This is a genomic window from Paenibacillus donghaensis (assembly GCF_002192415.1).
Lineage (GTDB): Bacteria > Bacillota > Bacilli > Paenibacillales > Paenibacillaceae > Paenibacillus_AQ > Paenibacillus_AQ donghaensis.
On the sequence record NZ_CP021780.1, the window covers coordinates 6,220,227 to 6,244,099 of the forward strand.

A 23,873-nucleotide genomic window follows, 5' to 3' on the forward strand; every position below is an offset into this window, starting at 1 on the left:
AACTTACATACGTCCCCGCCAGTCAGACGTTTCACAAACTTTAATCTTATTTTACATTTTGGGACCTAATTTTTTACGCAAGAACTCACGCCCGCGATGCACCCGGGTCTTAATTGTAGTGACTGGCATATCCAGCACATCACTGATCTCCTGCAGCGACAGATCCTGCAGATAGCGGAGGATCATCACGGAACGGTACTTCACGGGCAGGCTGTCAATGGCCTCGTAGATCACCCTCTGTGTCTCGGAGAGCAGCAGTTCGGTCTCCGGAGTCACATTGTCGCTTGGAATCAGGGAATAGCCGTCAATGCCCTCCTGGTCGTTCATTTCGGCATCCAGCGAATAGACTGGCTTGCGCTTGCGCAGCCTGTCGATACACAGGTTGGTGCCGATACGGTAGATCCAGGTAGAGAACTTCTGTTTATCATCATACCGGTCAAGGTTTCTGTACACACGCAAAAAGGTTTCCTGGACGATGTCCTCCGCCTCATGACGGTTGTTCAACATCCGGTATGCCAAATGATATATTTTGTCTTTATATAGCTCCACAAGCTCGGCAAAAGCCCTTTGGTCGCCCTTCAAGGCGAGCTTTGTCAATCTGCCTTCCAAATTCTCCACCTGTTAACTCCCCCAGACTTGCCGCCCCTCGGTATTCTGCTTACAAATATCCACGGTACAAGCATTTAAATCGTAATTCAAGTCTGTGTAAAAATCAAGGATAGTCTTGTTACCTTTATCACTGACTCCCTACTCAAACAGCACAAACGAATAGTCCTTTTTTACGATCAATCAATTGTTCGCCAATCCGTAGATTTCACACGCATATGATAAGTACGCATATTAGCTTCATTGTTTTTCATTCGCTTCTCTTCAAATCAGGCGCGCAATCTTTTCGATCTCCACTGCGGAAGCGGCCAACTGCTGCATGGAGGCGGTGATTTCCTCAGTGGCAGCAGCTTGGCGCTCGCTCTGTGCCAGACAATCCAGCAGGGTTTCATCCATCAGCGTAATGTTCTTCTTAATTGTCTGCAGAATGCCGGTGATTTCTTTGGCGGAGATTGCGCTGGAGACCGACATTTTTCGGATTTCCTGCGCGACTACCCCAAATCCCCGGCCGTACTCGGCGGCATGCGCAGCTTCAATTGCGGCGTTCAGGCCCAGCAGATTGGAGTTGTCCGCCACTTTTTTGATGAAATCCAAAATCTCGTCCGTCTTATGCAGCTCTTCAACAACCTTGTGACCAAGCAGCTTAAGATCGCTTACGGTATTCGCCAAATCGGAGGCAGTCCCCGCTATTTCCCCGGAGGTGGAGCTTATCTCTTCAGAGGTTGTCGCCAAGGTATTGGCAGCATAGCTTAACGTTTCTTGATTGCTTAGACTGATCCCGATCGTAAAAACCCCGATAACCTTCCCGTCTTGTCCCCGAACCGGCATGGAGGAGGATTTGAAGGGCAATCCGTAGATTTCCTTCGGAATATTTGCACTGACCACCTCGCCGGTGTCCAGAGATCTTCGGATCCCGCCATTCTGCGGAACCGATGTTCCTTCTTGAATTCGGATATCCAGCTCATTCCCCGGTAGATAATAGATAAACTTGTCCGAATCTGCTAATGCGAACATCACATCCAGCGGAAATAGCTGCTGCACGAGCGGCAACGATATTCTCAAAGCATTCAGCAATTGCTCAATATCCATTTCATTTTGACTCTTCACTACACCACAGCTCCTAATACAGCATTTTAGATTATTATAGCACGGGGAAAAACGCACCCCACAAAGCATTTAGTCCTTGCTATATGGGTTCACCACTGCGCTTCCTTCACACTTAAATTTGTCAGAACTGCGCTGAGGCAGATACGTCATAGTTCCGCTCGGAGGAGGCCAATGCGATCCTGTTGATCCGCTCAAAGGCTGTTAGCAGATGCGCTGCCAAGCGCACAAAAGTCCGCCCCCGGAAGGAGCGGACTTAAACACAGCAGCGGGACGGGATACCCGGCACCGCTGCTTATTATAGTACATAGCTGCGAAGCGCAGCAGCTCATCTGCGGCCTGCGGGCATCAGCCCGTATTCCGCAGCCCTGCGGCAATGCCGTTGATCGTGAGCAGCACCTCGCGGAGCAGCTCGGGATCATCACCGTCGGCGTCGCGCAGCTCTCTCAGCTCAGCGAGCAGCTGCACCTGCAGATAGCTGAGTGGATCGACATAAGGATTGCGCAGACGGATGGATTCCTGGATCACCGGTACGTTGTCCAGAATATCCTGCTGGCGGGTAATCTTCAGGATCAGCTCGGAGGTTAGTTTGAACTCCTCTTCAATCTGGCCGAAGATCCGCTCGCGCGCCTCGTCATTTTTGCCCATGCCGGCGTATTCCTTGGCGATAATCAAATCCGCCTTGGCGATCGCCATCTGCAGCGTATCAATCAGCGTGGTGAAGAACGAGAAGTTCTCATACATATGCTGCATGATCTTCAGGTTCTCTTCCTTGCCCTGATAGAAGCTCTGCAGTCCGGTGCCTGCAGCGTACCAGGCCGGGAGCAGATAACGGCTCTGTGTCCAGGCAAATACCCAAGGAATCGCACGCAGGTCTTCGAAGCGGTCGCTGTTCTTGCGCTTGGAAGGACGGGAACCGATGTTCAGCTCTCCGACTTCAGGCAGCGGCGTGGATTCTTTGAAATAGGTCAGGAAATCGGGATCACGGAAGATCAGATCCTGATATTTGTTCAAGGATACATCGGAGATGTTCTTGATAATCTCATCCCACTTCTCCTCATACAGATCCGCCTGTGGAGTTCTGGCATTAATCGCTGCTGTCACCAGCGCCGATGTAGCCTGTTCCAGACTGCGGTAAGCAATGCCCTGCATGGAGTAACGGGAGGAGATAACCTCACCCTGCTCCGTAATCTTGATCCCGCCGCCAATCGTCGAAGCTGGCTGAGCCAGGATACTGCGGTTCAGCGGCATGCCGCCGCGGCCCAGTGCCCCACCGCGGCCATGGAAGAACTTCAGCTTGATGCCGAATTCATCGGCTGTAGCTGTAATCTGCTTCAGTGCCACGCGAAGCTCCCAGTTCGCGGTAACCACGCCGCCGTCCTTGTTGCTGTCAGAATAACCAAGCATGATCTCCTGAAGATCATGCATGGCTCTGACCGCATCGCGGTAGATCGGCAGGCTAAGCAGTCTGTGCATAATCTGCGGTGCTTCATGCAGGTCATCAATGGTCTCGAAGAGCGGCACCGCCTGCAGTGTGCAGACTACGGTCCCATCATTGTCCTTGCGGAACAAGCCAACTTCCTTGGAGAACACCATCACTTCCAGGATATCACTGGCCGCTTCCGCCATACTGATCAGATAGCTGGTAATACACTGCTGGCCATACTCTTCCTGAGCCTGGAATACCGTGCGGTATACGCTGAGGCATTCTTCCGTGCTTTCGGAATACGATTGGTAAGGCGAAGTCAGCGGACGCGGATCATTCAGCAGCTTCTCCAGCAGATCCACCTTCTCGTCCTCCGAGAGCTTGGAGTAATCCGGCGTTACATTCATCTTCTCCAGAACCTCAGTCATCGCATTCTCATGCTCCTGGCTGTGCTGGCGCACATCAAGAGTTGCCGTGTGGAAGCCGAACAGCTCCACCTGGCGGATCAGCTTCTTAATGTAGGTATCCGCTACATAATCGGCATAATGATGCCGAAGGCTGCGGTCAATGACGTTCAGATCATCTATAAATTCCTCTGGTGAGGAATAACGCTCCGGTGTACCCTTGGTTTCATCATCGAGGACATTCTGTGTCTTCCCGATCATGTAACTCAGCTTAATCCGGTAAGGTTCATTATCGTTGTGCCAGGTCTTGCCTTTGTCGAGGTTGATAATATTGCGGTCCTGCTCAATGGAATCCAGCAGTTCCTGGGTTACGCTGACAATGCTTGTACTGAAGCTCAAATATTGCATCAGCTCGCGCATAATCCGCTGATATTCCCGAATGGCCAGCTTGCGCTGCATGCGCAGCGTTTCCAGCGTAACCGCAGAGGTTACCGAAGGGTTGCCGTCACGGTCGCCGCCGATCCACGATCCAAACCGCAGATAGGTAGGCACATGCCAGTTCTGCCCCGGATAATATTTGCTCAGGCAGCGTTCAAGCTCCTGGTAGACATCAGGCAGCACATGAAAGATCGTCTCATGGAAATAATACATCCCGTTGCGCACTTCATCGAGCACTGTGGGCTTGCGGTCACGCAGCTCATCGGTCTGCCACAGTGTAATCACTTCGTTCAGCAGCTTCTCACGCAGTTGTTCACGTTCGCGGAAAGTTAGGGTAGGATTGTCCAACCCCGTCACATCGTCGGCAATCCGTTTATGGATGTCGAGGATGGCACGGCGCATGGCCTCTGTTGGGTGAGCCGTCATAACCAGCTCCAGCGACATCCCTTTGATGATCTCACGCACATCATCCTGGGAGAAATCACGCTCCCGCAGCTCTTGAATGGCGCTTTCGATGGACCCTGGCTGTACCGTTTCCCCGGCAGAACGCTCGTAATCACGTTTGCGGCGAATCCGGTGGTTTTGCTCAGCAATATTCACCAATTGGAAATATATGGCGAATGCCCGTATCACCTGGTGGCGGTTCTCCGGATCCAGAGAAGTGATCAATTCCTTAAATTCAGTGTGCAGTTCAGGCAAAAACAATGAGCGCAGCGATTTGCTGGTCTCGCGGATTTTCTCCACAATCTCCAACAGCTCGTTGCCGCCTTGGTGAACCAAGACCTCGCCCAGTATATTCCCCAAGAACCGTACGTCCCGCCGCAGCAGATTGTTAGAGTTGCTTTTGCTGACGGTAGTCGTAAGTTCTGTCATGCTGCTCCCCCCATCCTCTTTCCGGATCAATGTCTATAGCATTGTCTATTTAAATCTTTCCTCATATCATACAATAAAACTTCCCGGAAATCTTCAACTTTATTACGCGGTAAAGCAGTACAGCAATTACGATTATACACCAATCCTTGTATTTATACAGTCATAAATATTTACCTGGGTGATCAAATCCGCTTATCCGCTCATTCCCCCGCAGTGCCCGGACGGTCCTTGAAGGCCAGCTCGAACAATCCTGTAGCCGACAAGCCGGCCAGTCCACCCGACCATAGTCTGAGCACCCACGTAAGTTCGGTAAAAGGGTATGCCACCGCGCCCACCGCCAGTCCCGCCACCAGTCCAATAAGCGGGAGGGCGTTGCGCGGGAGCTTGATTGTTTTTTTGATCAGCTGTACCAATGCTACAATAAATACGGCCAACACCGTAGCAAAAGCCAACACCTGTTCCAGATTGTTGAGGTTATTCATCTCCATTCCCCCTTAATTGTGAGCTGGTAACTTCAACCGTCCGCGTAGCCGCAATATATCTCACCTGTGCACCAAGCGCTTCCGCCAGACTTCGGACAGGTACATAGGTTATTCCCTTATTCAGCATACCGTCTGCAATCTTAACTCCGTTCACTTGTACAACTGCTGTGTGTTCTGTCTTCATATCCTGCTTCTCCCCTTCTTTGTTAATCTTTTGGTACAACGCCTCGACGGAAGCGGCAGAAGGCTCCGCCCCACCGCGCAATTGAGCCAGGCTTAATCCGAACGCAATCTGCAAATGGGGATAGTCCCGGAAGCTGGTCCAATCTCCACCCCATTCAAAACCGAGCGCTTTCGCCTCACGGACGACTTCCTGCCAATCGGCTATCTCATCCCCGTTACCGTCACTACCGGTATCCCAGGAAACAGTCCGCCCATCTTGCAGCAGCAGCGCAAAATCAACCGCCAGCCCATAATTATGATAGCTGTAGCCGCCACGGGCATTGGTGACTATGGCTCCCTTGACGGTGCGCCCTTGCGCATACAACGCGTTCTGCTCGGCCACGGTACGTAGTCCTTGGGTAATCAGAATCGGAATTCCGCGCTGGCAGCAATGTTCGGTTAGAGTCTGGGCGGCAACCCGCACTGCGGGGTGGAGGCCTTTCAGGCGTGTGGCGGATTTACTTTTTAGCTGGGTCAGAGTCAGCATGGCGTTCTCCTTTGCGGTCGAATTTCTTAATATGCATGAATTGATCGTAGTTCCCCGAGCGGGTCAGCAAGGCCAGAACAACCAATCCAACCGTAGTCCCCAGCTGAGCCAAGGTCCAGGCATATCTCAGCCCTGCCAGCAACTCCGGCGAAGATAGGTGGGCGGCATCGGCAACAAGGATGAACAGCACCACGAGCATTTTAAACGTATACGCCAGCAGAAAAAAAAGCATCGCCAGCATGAAGAGACTGACTACGCCTTTTTGGAAACGTTCATAGAAATAGGACTTATGGCTGTACAGAATATACAGCGCGCAGGCGATGGCCATGCCGTACAATATCATCAGCATGTAATCAATCATGTCCATGATGCTCACCCCGATCATAGATTAAATATTTGGCGAAGCGGTTATGCTTAATCTCCTCCTGGATTTCCTGCGACACATTCTGGTATTGGCTGATCGTCAAGGTGACGCGGACGGAGGCTCTGCGCAATTCCTTTGCTCTGGCGGCGTGCCGGGGGAGCAGCAGGCGCCTGATCCAATCTGAGCGCATCGTTAACTCCCCCTGTCTTCCGTGTGGTCAATCTTCAGCTTCTTCAGCACATCCAGTGTGGGCTGCATAAACTCCGAGCGTTCCTTGTCCAGAATCGCCTGTAGCCGGTCACGGTCCTCTTCCGCACGATCCAGTAGCTCACGCGGCACCAGGTTTCCTTTGACGATGGAGCGCAGCAGCAGCAGCAGGGCGATCATCAGAATCAGCGCCACCATATACGCCAGCCCGTACTTGTCCGCCAGCGGCAGTAGCCGCTCCAGCTGTGTGATATCTCCCTCTTCCATCTTCATGCTCCCTTCTTGTAATATGACAAAAGCCCCCGGGCAAGCCGGGGGCAGCAAAAAGTCCAATCGCGATTTAGTTGCAAAAATGGTAACTGCTTTGGCCCCCGTTGGGTTGGAGCAGGTAAGTCTGATGGCCGCATCATTCCAACCCACTCTAGTCCATTCCAATAAAGAGAATTTAGTTGCGAATCCGCATCTAATTTTCCGGTTTTTTCCTTTTCAGAGCAAATAAGTGCGAAAACGCAACTAATTTCGGGTTTTGAGCACTACAGAAGCGATTTACGCAAAATTAGTTGCAGATTTGCACTTATTTTCCCTTATCCAGCAGCTTCACCTGAAATTAGATGCACTTTCGCATCTAATTTCTCTGGAGGGAAGTTCCAACGCAACACTCTACATCCTACATAACACCTAACTACCTGTAACTTTTATCACGGCTGCTTTTAGGAAAAATAAGGCTTAATTCCCCTATAACTACGAACGTAGGGCAATCAGCTGCGTTCTTCCAACAACAGCCTTACATCCTCGCGGATGACGTTCGGAACCTCATCAATAGTCTTCAGCCCTTTGCGGATTAAACTCGCATAAATCTTAGGCATCACCGCTCACCTCCCGCGGCCTGCCCGGCCAGTACAATTTCATACAGCTCGGTCAATGCCATCTGCGCGGTCGTCGCCTCTTCTTGCGCAGCCTGCAGCCGATCGGAATGCTCCGCCAGCGCAGTTTGCGCCTGCGCCAGCTGCTCACGGACCTGCTCGATCTCCGTCAGCTGTGGAGGCTTGTTGGCCTCTTCTTCCTGATAGGCCTCCCAGGCGGCTTGCAGTTCTTCTTCAGTTGGCTGCGGAACATCCAGGTTCCAGGCAGCAATGTAGGGACCGCGCTCTACCAAGTCGTAATCTTCACCTTCAGTCAGCAGATTGTAGTCGATGCCATAGCGGTAATGGACTCCCTCGACTGGCTCTCCGCCTTCCGTCGGTGGTTTGATCTCGTAACGGACCCGGCCTTTTCCCTCGGCCCCTTCCCGTAGCACAGGCTCAGGCCCATTGTCCTGTACGATAAAATCCCACATTGACTCAGCTTGCGGGTATAAATACATGATTGATAGTGCTATATTCATGGGCTGTTCTTCCCTCCTTATGCAATCCTTATGATAGAGGCGTGTGTATTTTCGTCCTTATAATTCACAGTTGCAGCAGCATTTACAAAAACGTGAAAATCTACTGTGTAGCCTGCTAGGAGTCGTAAAATACTAGCGCCCGATATAGTCAATCCGTTAGTTGCATTTTGCCATGTTTCGGCCAATACCGTATTTACAGAGCCATTAACGTAAAGCATTAATTGATTATAACCAGATGCCCCCGTTATCCCAACGCGACAATTGACTAAATAATAACCCGTTTCTGGTGCTACAAACCGGGAGTTTGGTATATCGCAAGTATTTTTTTGATTGTTTGCAGAAAAAGTGAAAATAATTTTTGAGATCGTACTAGCAGCGATGCTCTGCCCGCCGCTCGAAAACCTTGATAGGTCGCCAACGGGTCTTGTTGTATCCGTATTATCTCCCCATGGGTTAATAACACCACCACCCCCAATGTCACCGCCCGCTGTCACATACTCAGGGGTCGCGCCTGATGGTTGCGTACCATGTTTAGACACCTTCCCAAAGTAAACTGATATGCCATATGCGTTACCTGTACCCACTTGCCACACATATGACACAACGGTCACCGCACCGTTTACGTTTAGTGCTGCATTACGGTTACTTGCCAAACATCCGTTTACGGCCACCATTCCACCGCCACCAATGTCGAACCCCGGTTGAGTAGGTGCGGATGAAATAATGCTGCAAGCATCAAATCCTAAGTTAAGATTACTACTTGCGTAGAAGCCCGCTCCTGCTGTGTTTGTTGCTCTGAATCCTTTAATATATATCGCAATCGTATTATGAATCACATAAAATCCTGTAGCTTGGCGACTTAAACTAACTACTGTATCGCCTAGTAAGTCCAATCTCCCCGAACCAAAAAAACCTTGAATGGTTACGACTTCAGCGTAAGTTCCCGCAGCCACATTAATCGTTACGGCATGATTCACAATCTGTGGAATGACACTTATGGCCTTCCCAATCGTTCTGAAAGCCCCACCCGTCGTATTCGCCAGCCCATTATTGCTGTCATTCCCATCCGTCCGCACATAATACGTCAGCGCCGCCGTAGTCTGCTGCGGTGTGGTCACCAGCGGAGCCTTCCCATTCAACTGCCCCTGAATCCCGCCAGTCAAACCATCCAGATAACCAAACTCCGTATTGGAGACTACGCCGGTTCCGATCTTGGTGGCATCAATCGCAGCAGCGGCGTTCACGTCTGCATTCACAATGGCTCCGGCGGCAATCGCGGTCACTCCGTCTCCGGTGCTGATTACATCCCCTGTATGATTCGGATGAGTATAGGCGTTGGCTCCCGCCGCGATCCCCGCCAGCTTGCTTTTCTCGGCTGCCGTATAATCATTAGTCGACAGTTGCTTGCCGCTGACCTTATCCACTTTGGCGGCAACAGCCGTGTCCAGTACATCCATATTGCCGTTCAGATCGGCGATATCGACAATGTCCGTCCCTTCCGGCTTCTTCAGTCCCAGATTTCCAGTTGTCTTCATCTCACACTCTCCTAACTGTAGATTCTTAACTCATTCCAGCTTCTGGTCTGGGCCTGATTCCAGGTCATTGCCCGGAGCGTAGTCCACCAGGTATAGCTGTAGATAAATTCATAATCCAGATGTGCCGGTTTAATCTCCTCAATCATCTGGATCAACCCTGCCATATTCGGCGGAATGCCCAGTGTGCTGACAAAACGGATCTGGAAGCGGTATTCGCCCGGCACCTCACTCACCTCGACCACGCCTCCGGAGAAGGCCGATGCCGTCCGCTGAATCATCTCTGGCGTAGTCGTACCTGCTCCCCGCAGCTTAGCCTTGATCATCTCTCGTCGGGTGGCATAGGACTTCGAAGTGTCCTGGGTTAATCCCACTTCCGACTCCCAGCGTCCCAGACCCCAGGTAGCCGTCTCTACAAATGCCTGATCCAGTACATCCAACCCATCTGCCAGGAGACGACCGATTTCCAGGCCGATCCTCTCCTGCAGCTCCTCCATTTCCCTGACACCCTGGTAATAGTCCGGGAGATAACGCATCAAATCGCGCGGCACGCTGCCGCCGGGATCAACCGCCGGATCTGTACCGGCGTACAACAAGGAGCCGTAACGCGATTCACCATAGTTCATTCGCTACACTCCCTTCAGCTGATTCCAGGTCAGTGGGCCTGTATTCAAATATTCGCTATGCGTATGTGTCGCTGGCGGATAAAGCGCCGGTTTCCCGGCCACGCCCGACCAAGCCACGCTGTCCGCCATCTGGGCATAATCGACTTTGCCGTTATTATTCGTGTCATAGATGCTTTTGAGCATATCGCCGGTGCTTTGGGCAGCCACCAGCAGCACATTGCTGACCGTGGTTCCGATGTACAGCTTGCCTGTATCTGTACAATAGCCCAGCTCGCCGACGGCCAGCCTGCCCAAGGCGCTTTCCAGTCCGCGGCGAATCTGGATCAATGTCTTCAGAGCCATTGCGCTCGCCTCCTAAAATGTACCCCCGTCGATACTCGCGACTGTGAGCTTATTGCCATTGGCCGCATCATACACGATGCTGCTTCCATCAATATTCGCGGCTACGCCAGCCGCATCCACACTAATGCCCTTGCCGGCAGTCACGGCGATGGCATCCGCGCTGACTCCAATCCCGTAGCCTGTGCCGATATGGAGCGTTACACTGTCAGCTTGCCCTCCGCCGGTCAGGCCGTTGCCGGCGGTAATCGTCTGCAGTGCGCCTCCGGTCCGCACCCAGGCGCTGCCGTTCCAGCTGTAGATTTTCTGCTCATCGTCCACATAAGCCGTCCAGCCTACTGCCGGAGCATAGAACACCCAGGCGGAGGATTGGTATTCCGCGATCTGCCCCGTCTTCCCTGACCATGCACCAGTCGCTAACGCTGGAATGATATACCGGTCGCCTTCCACCGGACTGGCGAGCGGAGCCGCCAGATTCTGGTCTTTGACCGAAGCCTGCGGTTCAATGTTGTGCTTCGCCAGCTCAATCTCATTCCTGATCTTCTGCGCAGACCAGAGATCTGTAATGGCCGCTCCGGCATCATTAATCGTCCGGTGCTTGGAAGCATCCTCGAGATGGGTTCTGATCTCGGCGGCCGTCTTCACATTCGTTCCATCCGATACCTTATTGACATGCCCTGCGCTGATATCTGCCTTCAGCACCTTCGCATAGGTGGAGCCATCGGCAATATCGTCAACGCTTCCGGTAAGATCGCTCAGCTTCTGGGCATTGACCCGCCGCCAACCACTGGCGTCATCGAAATAGAGGTAACCTGCATTCGTGCCTGTGGTTACATAATAGAGCCGTCCGGCCGCTCCTGCGGCAGGCCGCGAAGCCTCCGGCCCGGACAAAGCCCGGCCCACCAGCGAATTCGCAGTTCCATCGCCAATGTATACCTCCTTCGTATCTGTACAGAAGCCCAGTTCCCCGGCCTTTAGAGCACCATAAGTGGTCAGCTCAGCCTTGGTGCCGCGTTTCATTTGAATGGTCTGTGCCATGTTACACCTCTTCCTTAAATGTGCCGCCGTCGATCCGACCATCCAGCTTGTACCACTCCAGCTCCCCTTGTACAGCTGTTAGCCCCCGCTGCAGCCTGTTGATATCATCCGCTTCAATTGTGTCGCCCGTGGTTTCATAGGTTACATAAACCTCGGGAACCTCAGCATAGATCCTGATCTCGCGCCGCCAAGGCAGATCATCGGGAAAGCCAACAGTGAAGTTGCGCAGCTCCACACCTGAATATCCAGGTCCGGTGTACACAGAAATGCTCTGGTTGTTGATGTTGTCATGGGCAAGCGGCCCGCTGTACGCCCCCTTCACCAGCTCCAGGCGTTCTTCAATGACATGGCTTGCGCCGCCCACTTTGCGGTTAAGCTTGTCTGTGAATCTATCTATACTATCCGGGTATCCCATAGCTACACCTCCAGCACAACGCTGCCGAACAGCGGCACTTCTTCTTCAGTTAACGTTACATTGCCTGCCACGCCGCCAAGCTGAAGTTCTCTGTAATCAAGAACCCCTTCTACCGCCAGCAATAGGGCACCTAGCACCGAATGGCTGACATAGGCTGCATTCAGAGCCTGCTCCTTGCGGTACTTCTCCAGTGTCTGTTTGAATTGTTCCTGCACCTGTTGCAGGGTATAGCCCGGGTCAAGGATGACCTTGGCGGTAATGGGAATGTTTTTGCCGGCTGCAGCGGCCACCGTAACTACGGCTCCTACCGGGGCTTGCCCCTCGCCTCTTCCGGGGAGCGGATCGATATATTGCTGCACCTTGGAGACCAGCAGGGCCGAAGCAGGAAGCTTGGCAGCATCCACAACAACGACCTTCACCGTCTTAGGTCCATTCCACAGCGGAAATACACGCGCTCCGCCTACCCCTTCAACCTGGACAGCCCATTCCATATAATGATATTTGTTGCCGCTTGTCGCAGGCCTTCTGGCCGAAGCATAATATCGCTGGCGCAGCGCCTCGTCACTCTCCGCATCTTCACCGGGAATCAGCAGCGCCGTAATCTCGCCACGAGCCAAACCGGCAATATAGTTTACCGGCAGCAGGGCACCGAAATAGCGGTTGCCTATCGCTCCGGACTGCTCACTCTGCAGACGGTAGATCCCTGGCGACAGCTTCTCCACAGCGGTGTAATTCATCAGCTCCAGCGAGAAACGGCTGCCAACAGGAAGCTCCAGCAGAGTACCGTCCTCGCGATAAAAACTTCCCTGCAGCTGCGCCTGGCTTGCCGGACGCCGCCGGATACCTGACCAGGCGATGCTTCGCTCCAGATATTCGCCTGCCGCCGTGTCGGCAAAAACCAAATTATGATTCACATCCAGCTCAATATACATCTGGGCCAGCTCGGCGGCTGCCGGAGCGAGCGCATCATAAATGATACTCCCCTCCCGTTTATCCAGTCCCTGCGGCACCCGATCAAGCATCCGTTCCAGCAGAGCTTCATAGGTCTGATCCTCATACACTTGCAGTCATCTCCTTCCTGAGCTGAAAGCTTCCATATGTGGTGGCAACCTGGCATGACACACTCAGATTGTCTCCGCTGAACGCAGCCTCCAGATGGTCTATTCCCGTGATCCGCTCATCCTGCAGCAAAGCCTCGGTAATCATCCGCCGCAGCTCGGCTCTGGCCAGCAGGCGGTTCTGGCCTAGTACCAGCCTCCACTCTGTGCCGTATTCGAAGCTGTAGATCAGATGATCGTAGCGTTCGGTACGCAGCACTTTGACCACGGCCTGCTCAACAGCCTTCAGCCCATCCAGCTGGCCTATAATCCGCTTATTTTCCCAATCCATCCGGTACGTTAAGCTGGGGGCTTCCGCACTGCCTAAGGTGGTCCCTTCCAGAAATGCTGTTACAGGCCCCGACTGTCCAATTACAGGGATCATATCGCGTTCACCAGCCTGTCCAGCACCACATAACTTTGCCCGCCCTGCATGCGGACCATCAGCACACGGTCGCCTGCCTCAAGCCCTCTGCGCAGCAGGATCTCCCTGCCATCCAGCATAAGCTTGCTCTCAATCACCGATTCGGGCAGCACCAGCACTGGTCCGGAGAGGACAAACCGCTGATCTACCTGGATCTGCAGCGGTACCGCACTAGTCACCATTCCATAAGAAAAAGCCACCGGATTCGTGCTTCCCACCGCCCCGAGGCTCGCTTTTTTAATAATATCCAGCATCCTTCTACACCACCTTAATATCGAGGGACATCGTATGCTCCCCTCCATTGATCTTATGGCTGCACGTATCCACCAGAAACAGCTGGGTCTGGAATTCGTCCAGCAGCACATAGATGAAATTGCCCGCCCTGACCCGCAGATCGCCGATCGCCTGTACAGACAGACTGAGTTTCTCGCGGTTATGCAGCCGCAGCAACTGGCCCGCCTGCTCCTGAATCTGAGCCGCATTCGCCTTATCGTCAGCCTTCTGATACAGATGAAGCAGACCCCAGCGCTCCACATTTCCCTTGTCACTTACCGGATAGAACTCACGTTTGCCCGTCTGCTCATTGTCCTGATAGAGAAATATCGTGTTGTACGTATCCTGATCGATGCTTTTTTTGAGCGAATAATCATATAAGGAATGACCGGCTCCCAGCACCAGATTCAGCAGCATTGAAGCCGGTTTACGCAGCGTAAGCTTGCCGAAATCATCATAAAAAGCCATCAGCTGGCCCTTATACTGCAGTTCACTGCCAAGGGCGCCCATAATAATATCCAGCAGCTTCTTGTCATCTTCAATGAGCGAAGGAATGTGATATAACGTCTCCTCCAGCACACCGGTCTTCAGCCCGTAATCCTTGGCGATCTTACGGATCACCTCCTGGGCGGTCACATCCTGCAGCACATAACTCCCATTGCCGAGCAGATAGCGAATCTGGTCATAGGCCGTCAGCTTGATCAGTTGGTCCGACCCCGTATCCATGCTGAACACAAAGCCATAAAATACATCCAGGCCATCTTTGCTGAACTGTACAATGTCACCGTTGCTGATATCGAATTTGGGATGCTGATAGATGCCGCTGTCCACCAAGGTCAGCTCCAGTGTAGCTGGCTTGCCGCTGCGGGAAGTCTTCCAGGCCAGATCTGAGACCATGCCCGAGATATCCCAGAGCCTGCCTTCTTTGTTCTTTACAAGCAGTTCCATACGTTTCCCTCCTAAGGCAGCTTGATGACTTTGCCTACCGGAAGCTTGTTCAGCTCACTGTCTGCAATGCCGTTCAGCTTCTGGATGGTTTTGTACTTCTGGCCATCGCCAAGGAGTTTGCGCGCTACGCTCCACAGGTTGTCACCGGGCTTCAGGGTGTAAGTAGCCGGAGCCTTCTTCTCATTCGCCCGCTTCTGCTCAGCTCTGACCTCACCTTTCACAACCTTTACAGCTACCGCCTGGTAGAATACATACTTTTTGAGCGAAAGTGAATATTCAATGTCCCCAGACGTCCCCGCGCTCAGCTTCCAGGTGAAGCCTTCAATGCTCATCGCCATATTCACGGCAAAATCATCTAGGAAGGTCAGATCCTCACTCACACGGGTATCCTGCACCCCCTTCAGCCCCGAAAACACGAACCGGATTGGCCTGCGGCTTCCCATCCACTTTTTGATCAGCTCCACATATTCAAAGGGCCTGCGCAGCCCGTCTTCAGGCACCACCACGAACGGATACCGCTGCGCTGGGAAAATACTCTCAATCGTAAGCTCGGTAAGCTTCGGATAGGCAATCGAGTTAATTTCACCCAGATCAATCAGCGTATAGCTTGTGCCATCGCCACTCTCCTTGATCTCCAGCGTCTCCGGGTTGACGGGTAGTCGAATCGACTCTTCCATGTTGTTGAAATTCAGAAACAATCCATACTCTTCCACGTTAGGTGTACACCCCCTGCGCCGTAGAGACAAACTGCTCATTCAGCTTCTGTCCAATCTTGGTGATGATCGAGTCAATATCCCCTGCATTGTTGATATTCCCTGTGGTAACCTGCACCGTCGGCGTCAGTTCGACAAAATTCTGGATCGCCTGGATCTCCGCCAGCTCGCGCAGCATCTTCAGGTCGTCGCTCGAAATGTCCACAGTGCCGTCTACGGCCCCTACAGAATTTACTTTGTTGACGTTGTTGATGTTCGTTGGAGCAGATGTATTTTGAAAAGAAGTATTGCGAACCGGCGTTGAATTCAATCCAGCTGGAGCATTAGGAACCTTTGGAAGCTTAGGCTGTTCAGGGACAGGAGGCATTTGAGGAATCTTCGCTTCGTCACCCGGATGCATATTGTTCCACTGAGTAGTGTTCGATTCATTATTCGTATTCCCGCCTATGTTCATGCCTTCCTTTAACTTGTTGATATCGAAATTCTGTGTAAAATCGGCAGCAGAGTCAAATGTATTCTCAATACTCATTTGTACATCCTGTTTGAACTGGCTGCTGTCTACATTTTCGAGATGAAGATTAATTGCCGACTCAATCCCTACAAATTTCCCGACTGCCCCAACGACTTTATTAATTCCGCTTAACAAAAAATTGGCGGCGTCAATCACACCGTTAATAAAACCGGTCCAAAGATCAATCACATACCCTACGAAATCAGCCACGATTTGCCCCAATGCGCGAAACATATTAGCCAGAAAATCACGCACAGGCTGAAGGGCTGCAACGATACCGAGAAAAGCCACAATCAACGCAATGACCAGACCGATCACAAGCGCAATCGGATTGGCATTCAGTATGGCGTTATAAACCGCTTGTGCAGCAGTGGCAATACCGGTTGCTATGGCTGACATATTGGTAGCAATAGCCGCTGCTCCCATTGCTATCTGATAAGCTACAACGCCCGCAACAATCCCCAGCAATAGCGGAAGAACCACAGGCAGTGTGCTGCTCAGTACGCTCCAGAGGAACAGCGCACCTTCCACTACAGCGGAGAAGCCTTGTGCCAATAAGGCAAGCCCGATGGCCATCCCGTCAATAATCGGCTGGAAGGTTCCGTCTGCGAACGCTGTATTCAACATCTCAAGCAGTGGAGCCAGGGCTTGCAAAGCCCCTTCCCCCATTAACGCCAATGAATTATTGTAATTGCCAAGCAGTGTCTGCCACTGGTTCACCGGAGAATCCATCATGGTCTGCAGCGCAGCGCTGGTCATTCCGGCTGTGGTCATAATGTTGCCCAGTGTGCTTAAGAAGGCTTCCATATTGCCCGTTTCTGCTACCAGATCGAGGCCTCCCAGCTCTTCTTCATCCAACTGCAGCATCGAGGCCAGATCCCCCGAATCCCCCTCAAAAGCAGACGTGATCGCGGATGAAGTATCCCCAATATCCTTGCCTTCCGGTGACATCATACTGAGTCTGGTGGAATAATCCATCAGCTGATCCAGTTGCTCGGTATTCTGCGTCTTGGGATAGAACGTCAAGGCACTTTCCATGGACTTGTTCACATCCTGGCCGGTTGCAAGTGCCCGCTGTTTGAATTTCTCAAACATGGCCAATCCCACATCGGCATTGCCTGTTTTGGCTTTAAACAGATCCTCCCATTTCTGCTGTTCCGCTGCAGGTCCAAGCACTTTTTCCATGACAGCTTTGACTTTCTCCGCGACTCCCTTGACCTTCTCAAAGACTCCGGTAAATTTCTCCCAGGTTCCCGCCTGCTGCTCTGCCCCTTCAGCGCCATCCCCTGCGGCATCGTTAAGTCTCCCCTGGGCTTGAGCAGCGCTATTGATTGAGGCCTCAATCCGGGTATATGCAGAACTGTAATCATTAATAATGTTATACACCGGTTTGTTGACTACCTTCATACTGATCCGGTTCAGCGTTGCCGAGAAGGAATTCGAGATATTCGCCGACACCTGAGTACTGATCTGATTTGTAATATCAGTAAGACATTGATTGGAGATTTGCTGGATGCCTGCCATGTTGTTTTGTACACCTGCCATCTTTTCACCCCCCAACTATCTTTTCCTGCCCTTACTGCGCGCACGCTCCTGCTTCTCCTTCTCCACCCGGACAGAGATCATCGCATAGATCGCCGCGCGTTCGCGGGAAGAGAACTTCATCAGCTCATGCGGCAGAATATGCAGCTCATGGAGGGCGTAGTAAGCCAGATTGGCTTCACTGTCGCCCTCGTTGATTAGTTTTTTACGTCGTCCACCAGCTCGTTCATATCGGTGCCGAAGCCGTTCAGCGCCTGCACCCGCTCACCGAGCGCCGCGAACTCGCCGGGGAGCAGCATTTTGCGCAGCAGCGCTTCAGCGCCAAGCACATTGTACGAGCGCTGCAGCTCGGCATTTTTCAGATCCGGGTGTACCACACTGGAGGTCATCAGCTTGGCCATGTAATCGTTGGGCTCGATCTCCGAGGTGTACACCCCGTTTTTGCCCTTGATTTTGCGGGTAGCAGCCTTGCGGCATTCCTGGTTCTCATCTTCGTTCATGCTGCGCAGCTTCCAGGCTACCGCCTTGCCCTCTTGATCCTTAAAACGCAGGGAAACTACGTAGTCCTCCGTGGCATCACATGCCGCATTCTGTGCATAGAACAAACTTAATTCACTCATTGTTATCCTCCTTTAGGTGAAAGACCCGCCGCATCAACACGTCCGGGTCTTATTTACTCTTCATTCAGTTCTTGATGTCAGTGTCCTACAGCCCCGCTCCCGCCGGAGTGCCAAAAGGCTTCACAAGCTGCACATCCTCAAACGTGAAGCTAACCTCCTCTTCCAGCGCATCCGACTCTGTATCCAGTGAGGCCATAATCACACTGTCCAGGTTCACACCCTTCAACATAATCCGCTGCGCCCCCACACTGGAGGATGGATCATCATTGGTGACCTCAATATCGAAATATTGGTCAATCCCTGTATTCATATAGCTCAGCATCATCTCACGGAAACGGCTGGTCATATAAAAAATCGTCATCGTGCCGCTCCCCGACCAGCCGGTCGCTTTATGCTGCACCCCGCGGCGTCCCAGCGTCTTCACTTCAGCTTTCGTTTTCTCTACTGTTGCTTCCAGCGTCTTCACATAGAACATTTCCTCCGTCTGGGTACCAATTACCGCATAGGCACGGCCCTCCTGGCCGGAGATCGTATCACTTGCTTTCAAAAATGCCATCTTAAACCACCTTCACTTTCATATATACTTTTTCTACGGAATCCACAGGTTTCACGGCAACCTCAAGTACGATACTGTCGCTGTCCGCTCCGGCGGCCACCACAATATCACTCTGGGCATCGAAGTTGTCAATGGCTCCCAGGTTCTGCAGTTCATTCATATACGTGGCGCACTGGGACCAGAACAACGCACGACCATCTTCATTATTGGCAACCTTGCCAATATAATAGCGCTCAAACATCGTCTTTAGATCATTCGCAATCCCGTCCAGTACCCGCAGCACACGGTTTTTAGAGAAGGCCTTACCTTTTTCAGGAGAGTAGCTTGTAAAAGTATTAATATCCTGCTCCACCACCGCGCGGCCTCCACTATACGTAAACACCAGCTCACCGCCGAGCAGCGCAGCTGATGTTGAAGAGTGGCTGAGGCGCACATCGGCATCCACCGCATCATCGTAACCCTGGTAGGTCAGCGATTCATTGACGGCAGCTGCGGCGGTTGCACCGGCAACCCAGGCTACGGCAGCGGTTTTGTTGATCACCGTGCCGTCGCTCAGCACCACACCGTTCTTGACGCTGATTACTCCTTCATATCCGGCTGTCGCGTAATCCGCCACTACGGCTTGTACCTTCTTGCCTTCTGTTTCACGCAGCCGCTTCACAAAAGCGCTATACAGCGCCTTCAGCGTATTCTCATCAGACAGCAGCCCCACGGTCTGGAAGTTCTGCACCTCCAGGGCCGTCAGGAAATCACTATGCTGCTGAGGAGTTACCACCCCATTGGCCCCACCTGCAAGCGGCATGCCGGCAGTCACTTTCAACCCCTCCGTACCGTCCTTTTCAAAATCGAGAACATCGTTCGCAGCCAGTTCCTCAGCCTTGCTAACGGTTTGTTTGTCGTATTCGGCTCCCGCCAGCAATGTCTTCACATCGTAAAGCGTGTTATTCTCCACGTTCTTCTCGATCACTACCGAAACATCATTACCGCGTTCACCGCCATAGCGGGCAGTAACATGCAGGCCATTCGCGGTAGCTTGCGCCTTTACTCCTTCATTCAGCCGGTATAGTAGCAGTGTTCCTGCCCGCTTCAGCGCCTCACGCACGGGACGCAGGCTGCTGTGGGTCAGCCCATAGCCGAGCAACTTCTCCATATCGTCCTGTGGGGTAAGCTTCAAGATGGCTCCAGCCTGGCCCCAGGAGAGTGTCAGCGCCAGCGCCGTCACCCCGCGTTCTCCCATTTTGCCGATGCTGCTCTGATTTGTTGCCACATTTACATAAACTCCGGGTCGCACCTTGTTTTGTGTTGTCCATGTTCCTCCAGCCATTGAATAACCTCCTAAATAAATTGTTGGATAATCCACATCTGCCTGAATACAGCCCTACAGCGCAAGCGGGGTCTTCAGATACGATTCCAGCTTTTGCTTGCTTTCTTCCAGCGTATACTGCTGATCTGCCTGCAAAATAACCTGCAGCACATCTTTTTCCGCCGCTGCAAACAACGCCGAGTTTACCAGCTGCGTTTTGCCAAACACTGGCTCATTAGTTCTATTTGCCTTCATTTCAACCGCTCCCCTCCCGACATCCGGGCAATCTTCTGTGCCTCAGTCCGTTCACTCTGCAGATAGAGCATGAAATCCGCTGTAAACAGTGGCCCCTCCTCTGCTGCTCCTGCTTCCCAGGCTTGTCTGACAATTCGGTAAGCCCCCGCTTCGCCTTGCATCATTGCCAGTGCTTCACTCAGCCCGTCAGCGCAATGTTCGCCTTCCAGCAGGCTTGCTTTCTTGTACCGGATGCCAAACCGATAGATCGCCATATATCTTCCCTCACGCTGTCTGTCATAGGTTGCCGAGATTAATCCGGGATAGAAATAAGCTTCCCCCGGTTCCTCGCCCCCGTCATACACCGGCACTTCAGGATAATACTGTTCAAGCGCTCTAATAATCTGGCCTCTCAGCTGTTCTACTGACATCTTTAGGCCTCCCCTCCCAGATCTGCCGATAAATAAAGACGGATACAATCCAATGTGGATCATATCCGTCTTTCCTAGGCTCCTGCCAAAAGAATCTTTCACCGCGACAGTGGTTCCAAGCCCTTGACGGGCGGGACATTATAGTAGAGCATTCATGCTCCTGCGGTGTTCTTTTGCTTCATTTGCCATGTTATAATCTTACACCCCCGGCTGCAGCATGGAGACGGCTTAAGGGCTGTCTTAGGATGAACATAGGGATGGAATACAGCGGTTTTGAGTTGGTGCAAATGCTGGAACCCAAGCAAAGCAGACTTTCCCTCTTCACACCACAACAAAAAAGCCGTACCGCCCATATTGGGCAATACAGCTCCTGTTCGTCTGCTTACTTGTTACTTGTACATATCCGTATGCTGCATCTCTGCCTCTGCACCCGGCTGTCTGTTTGTCAGCAGGGAGTGAAGCGAGATCAAGCCCAGGTCGGTCAGCGCCAGTGCCATTTTATAAAAAGCCTTGGAACGGATCTTCACATACGTATCCTTGCTGACCGGTGGATCAAACACATGATTGTATACCGTATAGTCATACGTCTCATCCCTGCGCATATAACGCTCGCGGACCAGTTGCTGTTCTCTTGTATCCAATCTTTCGACAACGGAGTCTATGGCTGAGCAGAAGGCTCTTCGAGCGGCAGGCACGTCCACATTATGAGCAGCTATAGCCGCAGTCTGATCAGTAATCTTATGGGTAGGTCCGTGAAATCTTTCGGTATACGAATAAGTCGTTCCAGCCTCCTTGGCTTCAAAGGTCACCGTCTTAAATATCCGGTATTTCTCCAGCATGTTCTCTATGGCTACCTGTGTCCGCCGACGGTCGAGCTCAGGCAGAGAAGATAAATTCATCATATTAACACTCCTTTAGATTAAGTAATTGATATTAATCTTGCAGTTTTCCCTTCAAAAATATGATAGAATAACTCTTGTTCGTATGTTGTTCGTATTTTTCTATAATATACCACTTCTTTCCCAAATTCGTAAAACCCGGTTTACGGCCATTTAAGCTCATGTACAGTGGATTATCTCAGCTTCTCTTGCCTTTTGGCAATGATATACGCATTACTGTTTACCTATTGGCATATTTAGCTTATATTAATAGCAAGAGCTAATAGGGATAGGAGTCGGTAGTGATGAGACCAACATTTGGAGATTATCTGAAACAGCTTCGTGAGGCTAAAGGACTGACGATTAACGATCTGGCGGCTTCCGCCGGAATCAGCGGTTCACAAATATCAAGGATAGAGAATGGAATACGTGGAGTTCCCAAGCCGGTTACACTGCGCAAAATTGCCGAAGCTACAGGTGTGGCTTATGAGGAATTGATGGACCATGCAGGCTATATGCAGGAGACGAAGCAGAGTGAAGAGGCTATCCCGGCTTGGGCTACCTCCAAGGACAAACGAGATTTCCGCAAAATGCTTGAGGACGACGGAGAACTGATGTTTGACGGAATCCCACTGGATAAAGAAGATCGGCAGCGCATTAAGGATGTGCTGACAGGGCTGTTCTGGGAAGCGAAGCAGATGAATAAAAGGAACAAGAAACCGGACGATACTGAACCAAAATCAGGTAAACAACGCTAATTCAACCCTAATAACTGGCTGCAGGTGAAGAGAATGGATAAACTGATCAATAAACTGATTCATAAATACAAAACCAACTGTCCTTTTGAGCTATCTAAGGCACTGGGTATCCATATCCGTTTTATCAACCTGGGTACGGGGACTAAGGGGTTATACTACCGTAAATTAAGAAGAAGATTTATTGTCATCCATAATGAGTTGCCTCTGGAATGGCAGCGTTTTGTTTGCGCGCATGAACTGGGACATGACCGGCTGCATAAGGGGGTCAACCGTTTTTTTCTCGAAGAGAAGTCCTATTTCTCACCCGGCAAGCTGGAACGGCAGGCCAATGTATTTGCGTTGAAGCTGCTGTCCGCAGGAACCTCACCAGATCCGGATGAATCGTGGCATAGTTATTATTTAAGAATCGGGCTTCCGCACGAGGTCCATTTTTTGCAGGATGATTAAAACGGGGAGACGGTTCTCGCGATTGTTTGTGCAAAAAAACACAAAAACACCCTTACCGAAGTAAGAGTGTTTGTTGATCTAGCCAAGTATCGGGATGACACGATTTGAACATGCGACCCCCTGGTCCCAAACCAGGTGCTCTACCAAGCTGAGCTACATCCCGTAACTATGAAATTATGGAGCGGGTGATGGGAATCGAACCCACGCTATCAGCTTGGAAGGCTGAAGTTCTACCATTGAACTACACCCGCATAGGTGTAAAATATCGGGATGACACGATTTGAACATGCGACCCCCTGGTCCCAAACCAGGTGCTCTACCAAGCTGAGCTACATCCCGTAATCCTATAATTGCTTCATTAAAAATGGCGCGCCCTGAGAGATTCGAACTCCCGGCCTTTTGATTCGTAGTCAAACGCTCTATCCAGCTGAGCTAAGGGCGCACAATTTGGAGCGGACGACGGGAATCGAACCCGCGACCCTCGCCTTGGCAAGGCGATGCTCTACCGCTGAGCCACGTCCGCAAATAAGTGGTGCGCGTGGAGGGACTTGAACCCCCACGTCAAAGACGCTAGATCCTAAGTCTAGTGCGTCTGCCAATTCCGCCACACGCGCATAAATCATAATACAAGTGAGCCATGAAGGATTCGAACCTTCGACACCCTGATTAAAAGTCAGGTGCTCTACCAACTGAGCTAATGGCTCGCATTTGGCAGGGGATATAGGATTCGAACCTATGATGACGGAGTCAGAGTCCGTTGCCTTACCACTTGGCGAATCCCCTAAGGTGTTAACTTGATGTGTTCCCATAGAAGCATGCTCACGCAATACAATATGGTGGAGGCTGAGGGGATCGAACCCCCGACCCTCTGCTTGTAAGGCAGATGCTCTCCCAGCTGAGCTAAGCCTCCATATGTATGGTGACCCAAAAGGGACAAAACAGATAAAATGGTGACCCGTATGGGATTCGAACCCATGTTACCTCCGTGAAAGGGAGGTGTCTTAACCCCTTGACCAACGGGCCTAAAAATTTGTGGAGCTCTCAACCGGATTCGAACCGGTGACCTCTTCCTTACCATGGAAGCACTCTACCTACTGAGCTATGAGAGCATGGCTCCCCGAACAGGACTCGAACCTGTGACAACTCGATTAACAGTCGAGTGCTCTACCAACTGAGCTATCAGGGAATATC

The 23,873-nt window shown here is 51.7% G+C and carries 29 protein-coding genes and 12 tRNA genes; 2 read left to right on the forward strand and 39 right to left on the reverse strand.

The window, feature by feature from the left end:
* Positions 1–51 precede the first annotated feature (51 nt).
* The 27 genes from sigW to B9T62_RS28185 all read right to left on the reverse strand — a co-directional run bounded on the left by sigW (position 52) and on the right by B9T62_RS28185 (position 21,498).
* Positions 52–618 carry an RNA polymerase sigma factor SigW gene (gene sigW / locus B9T62_RS28060; protein WP_087918284.1) on the reverse strand — a complete coding sequence of 189 codons (567 nt, stop codon included), beginning with the start codon at positions 616–618 and terminating at the stop codon, positions 52–54.
* A gap of 252 nt (positions 619–870) precedes the next feature.
* On the reverse strand, positions 871–1,713 hold the full coding sequence (locus B9T62_RS41360) for a methyl-accepting chemotaxis protein (RefSeq protein ID WP_087918285.1): 843 nt from the start codon (positions 1,711–1,713) through the stop codon (positions 871–873).
* A gap of 345 nt (positions 1,714–2,058) precedes the next feature.
* Entirely contained in the window at positions 2,059–4,851 is a 2,793-nt protein-coding gene (ppc, locus tag B9T62_RS28070; protein WP_087918286.1) for a phosphoenolpyruvate carboxylase, read from the reverse strand.
* Between the two features lie 200 nt (positions 4,852–5,051).
* Entirely contained in the window at positions 5,052–5,315 is a 264-nt protein-coding gene (locus B9T62_RS28075; RefSeq protein WP_087920460.1) for a holin, read from the reverse strand.
* A gap of 10 nt (positions 5,316–5,325) precedes the next feature.
* Entirely contained in the window at positions 5,326–6,042 is a 717-nt protein-coding gene (locus B9T62_RS28080; protein ID WP_087918287.1) for a M15 family metallopeptidase, read from the reverse strand.
* On the reverse strand, positions 6,014–6,409 hold the full coding sequence (locus B9T62_RS28085; RefSeq protein WP_157794045.1) for a hypothetical protein: 396 nt from the start codon (positions 6,407–6,409) through the stop codon (positions 6,014–6,016). The genes B9T62_RS28080 and B9T62_RS28085 overlap by 29 nt, the downstream gene beginning before the upstream one ends.
* Positions 6,396–6,596 carry a hypothetical protein gene (locus tag B9T62_RS28090; RefSeq protein ID WP_087918289.1) on the reverse strand — a complete coding sequence of 67 codons (201 nt, stop codon included), beginning with the start codon at positions 6,594–6,596 and terminating at the stop codon, positions 6,396–6,398. Before B9T62_RS28090 ends, B9T62_RS28085 begins: the two co-directional genes overlap by 14 nt.
* 2 nt (positions 6,597–6,598) lie before the next feature.
* Positions 6,599–6,886 carry a hypothetical protein gene (locus tag B9T62_RS28095; protein ID WP_157794046.1) on the reverse strand — a complete coding sequence of 96 codons (288 nt, stop codon included), beginning with the start codon at positions 6,884–6,886 and terminating at the stop codon, positions 6,599–6,601.
* 485 nt (positions 6,887–7,371) lie between these two features.
* Positions 7,372–7,479: a CD1375 family protein gene (locus B9T62_RS40300; protein WP_211296361.1), complete on the reverse strand. Its 108-nt coding sequence runs from the start codon at positions 7,477–7,479 to the stop codon at positions 7,372–7,374.
* A complete protein-coding gene (locus B9T62_RS28100; protein WP_087918291.1) occupies positions 7,479–7,997 on the reverse strand; it encodes an XkdW family protein in 519 nt (172 codons plus the stop codon). Before B9T62_RS28100 ends, B9T62_RS40300 begins: the two co-directional genes overlap by 1 nt.
* Positions 7,998–8,014: 17 nt before the next feature.
* Entirely contained in the window at positions 8,015–9,532 is a 1,518-nt protein-coding gene (locus B9T62_RS28105; protein ID WP_087918292.1) for a hypothetical protein, read from the reverse strand.
* Between the two features lie 11 nt (positions 9,533–9,543).
* Positions 9,544–10,155, reverse strand: a complete 612-nt coding sequence (locus B9T62_RS28110) for a YmfQ family protein (protein ID WP_087918293.1) — start codon at positions 10,153–10,155, stop codon at positions 9,544–9,546.
* Between the two features lie 3 nt (positions 10,156–10,158).
* Positions 10,159–10,497 carry a hyaluronate lyase N-terminal domain-containing protein gene (locus B9T62_RS28115; RefSeq protein WP_169834446.1) on the reverse strand — a complete coding sequence of 113 codons (339 nt, stop codon included), beginning with the start codon at positions 10,495–10,497 and terminating at the stop codon, positions 10,159–10,161.
* 12 nt (positions 10,498–10,509) lie between these two features.
* Positions 10,510–11,532: a DUF2793 domain-containing protein gene (locus tag B9T62_RS28120; RefSeq protein WP_087918294.1), complete on the reverse strand. Its 1,023-nt coding sequence runs from the start codon at positions 11,530–11,532 to the stop codon at positions 10,510–10,512.
* A gap of 1 nt (position 11,533) precedes the next feature.
* Entirely contained in the window at positions 11,534–11,947 is a 414-nt protein-coding gene (locus tag B9T62_RS28125; protein ID WP_087918295.1) for a phosphoglucomutase, read from the reverse strand.
* Between the two features lie 2 nt (positions 11,948–11,949).
* Complete coding sequence (locus B9T62_RS28130; protein WP_087918296.1) at positions 11,950–13,008, reverse strand: baseplate J/gp47 family protein; 1,059 nt, start codon at positions 13,006–13,008, stop codon at positions 11,950–11,952.
* The gene (locus B9T62_RS28135) at positions 13,001–13,429 is read right to left on the reverse strand and encodes a DUF2634 domain-containing protein (RefSeq protein ID WP_087918297.1); all 429 of its coding nucleotides are present in this window, start codon (positions 13,427–13,429) and stop codon (positions 13,001–13,003) included. The genes B9T62_RS28130 and B9T62_RS28135 overlap by 8 nt, the downstream gene beginning before the upstream one ends.
* Positions 13,426–13,722: a DUF2577 domain-containing protein gene (locus tag B9T62_RS28140; RefSeq protein WP_087918298.1), complete on the reverse strand. Its 297-nt coding sequence runs from the start codon at positions 13,720–13,722 to the stop codon at positions 13,426–13,428. Before B9T62_RS28140 ends, B9T62_RS28135 begins: the two co-directional genes overlap by 4 nt.
* A gap of 4 nt (positions 13,723–13,726) precedes the next feature.
* Complete coding sequence (locus tag B9T62_RS28145) at positions 13,727–14,689, reverse strand: XkdQ/YqbQ family protein (protein WP_087918299.1); 963 nt, start codon at positions 14,687–14,689, stop codon at positions 13,727–13,729.
* Positions 14,690–14,700: 11 nt separating this feature from the next.
* Entirely contained in the window at positions 14,701–15,402 is a 702-nt protein-coding gene (locus B9T62_RS28150; RefSeq protein WP_087918300.1) for a LysM peptidoglycan-binding domain-containing protein, read from the reverse strand.
* A 1-nt stretch (position 15,403) separates the two neighbouring features.
* Positions 15,404–17,458 carry a phage tail tape measure protein gene (locus B9T62_RS28155; RefSeq protein WP_087918301.1) on the reverse strand — a complete coding sequence of 685 codons (2,055 nt, stop codon included), beginning with the start codon at positions 17,456–17,458 and terminating at the stop codon, positions 15,404–15,406.
* A gap of 194 nt (positions 17,459–17,652) precedes the next feature.
* Positions 17,653–18,075 carry a phage tail assembly chaperone gene (locus B9T62_RS28160; protein WP_087918302.1) on the reverse strand — a complete coding sequence of 141 codons (423 nt, stop codon included), beginning with the start codon at positions 18,073–18,075 and terminating at the stop codon, positions 17,653–17,655.
* Positions 18,076–18,160: 85 nt separating this feature from the next.
* Positions 18,161–18,631, reverse strand: a complete 471-nt coding sequence (locus B9T62_RS28165) for a phage tail tube protein (protein WP_087918303.1) — start codon at positions 18,629–18,631, stop codon at positions 18,161–18,163.
* A gap of 1 nt (position 18,632) precedes the next feature.
* Entirely contained in the window at positions 18,633–19,955 is a 1,323-nt protein-coding gene (locus tag B9T62_RS28170; protein ID WP_087918304.1) for a phage tail sheath family protein, read from the reverse strand.
* Between the two features lie 54 nt (positions 19,956–20,009).
* Positions 20,010–20,189 carry a hypothetical protein gene (locus B9T62_RS28175; protein ID WP_087918305.1) on the reverse strand — a complete coding sequence of 60 codons (180 nt, stop codon included), beginning with the start codon at positions 20,187–20,189 and terminating at the stop codon, positions 20,010–20,012.
* Positions 20,186–20,599 carry a phage tail terminator family protein gene (locus B9T62_RS28180; protein WP_087918306.1) on the reverse strand — a complete coding sequence of 138 codons (414 nt, stop codon included), beginning with the start codon at positions 20,597–20,599 and terminating at the stop codon, positions 20,186–20,188. The genes B9T62_RS28175 and B9T62_RS28180 overlap by 4 nt, the downstream gene beginning before the upstream one ends.
* Before the next feature lie 389 nt (positions 20,600–20,988).
* The gene (locus B9T62_RS28185; RefSeq protein WP_425436709.1) at positions 20,989–21,498 is read right to left on the reverse strand and encodes an ArpU family phage packaging/lysis transcriptional regulator; all 510 of its coding nucleotides are present in this window, start codon (positions 21,496–21,498) and stop codon (positions 20,989–20,991) included.
* A gap of 284 nt (positions 21,499–21,782) precedes the next feature.
* On the opposite strand from B9T62_RS28185, the gene B9T62_RS28190 reads away from it, so the two are divergent.
* Positions 21,783–22,235 carry a helix-turn-helix domain-containing protein gene (locus B9T62_RS28190; protein ID WP_087918308.1) on the forward strand — a complete coding sequence of 151 codons (453 nt, stop codon included), beginning with the start codon at positions 21,783–21,785 and terminating at the stop codon, positions 22,233–22,235.
* 33 nt (positions 22,236–22,268) lie between these two features.
* Positions 22,269–22,682 (forward strand): ImmA/IrrE family metallo-endopeptidase, encoded by a 414-nt coding sequence (locus B9T62_RS28195; RefSeq protein WP_087918309.1) that lies wholly within the window; start codon positions 22,269–22,271, stop codon positions 22,680–22,682.
* An 89-nt stretch (positions 22,683–22,771) separates the two neighbouring features.
* On the opposite strand, the gene B9T62_RS28200 is transcribed toward B9T62_RS28195, so the two are convergent.
* From B9T62_RS28200 to B9T62_RS28255, 12 genes are all read right to left on the reverse strand, one after another.
* A tRNA-Pro gene (locus B9T62_RS28200) sits at positions 22,772–22,845 on the reverse strand.
* A gap of 14 nt (positions 22,846–22,859) precedes the next feature.
* Positions 22,860–22,933: transfer RNA gene (locus B9T62_RS28205), tRNA-Gly, on the reverse strand.
* A 14-nt stretch (positions 22,934–22,947) separates the two neighbouring features.
* Positions 22,948–23,021, reverse strand: a tRNA-Pro gene (locus B9T62_RS28210).
* 26 nt (positions 23,022–23,047) lie between these two features.
* Positions 23,048–23,124, reverse strand: a tRNA-Arg gene (locus tag B9T62_RS28215).
* A gap of 6 nt (positions 23,125–23,130) precedes the next feature.
* Positions 23,131–23,205, reverse strand: a tRNA-Gly gene (locus B9T62_RS28220).
* A gap of 7 nt (positions 23,206–23,212) precedes the next feature.
* Positions 23,213–23,296, reverse strand: a tRNA-Leu gene (locus tag B9T62_RS28225).
* 17 nt (positions 23,297–23,313) lie between these two features.
* Positions 23,314–23,386, reverse strand: a tRNA-Lys gene (locus B9T62_RS28230).
* A gap of 5 nt (positions 23,387–23,391) precedes the next feature.
* Positions 23,392–23,465 (reverse strand) — tRNA-Gln (locus tag B9T62_RS28235).
* Between the two features lie 51 nt (positions 23,466–23,516).
* A tRNA-Val gene (locus tag B9T62_RS28240) sits at positions 23,517–23,592 on the reverse strand.
* A 38-nt stretch (positions 23,593–23,630) separates the two neighbouring features.
* Positions 23,631–23,705: transfer RNA gene (locus B9T62_RS28245), tRNA-Glu, on the reverse strand.
* Positions 23,706–23,715: 10 nt separating this feature from the next.
* Positions 23,716–23,791 (reverse strand) — tRNA-Thr (locus tag B9T62_RS28250).
* Position 23,792: 1 nt separating this feature from the next.
* Positions 23,793–23,868 (reverse strand) — tRNA-Asn (locus B9T62_RS28255).
* Between the last annotated feature and the right edge of the window lie 5 nt (positions 23,869–23,873).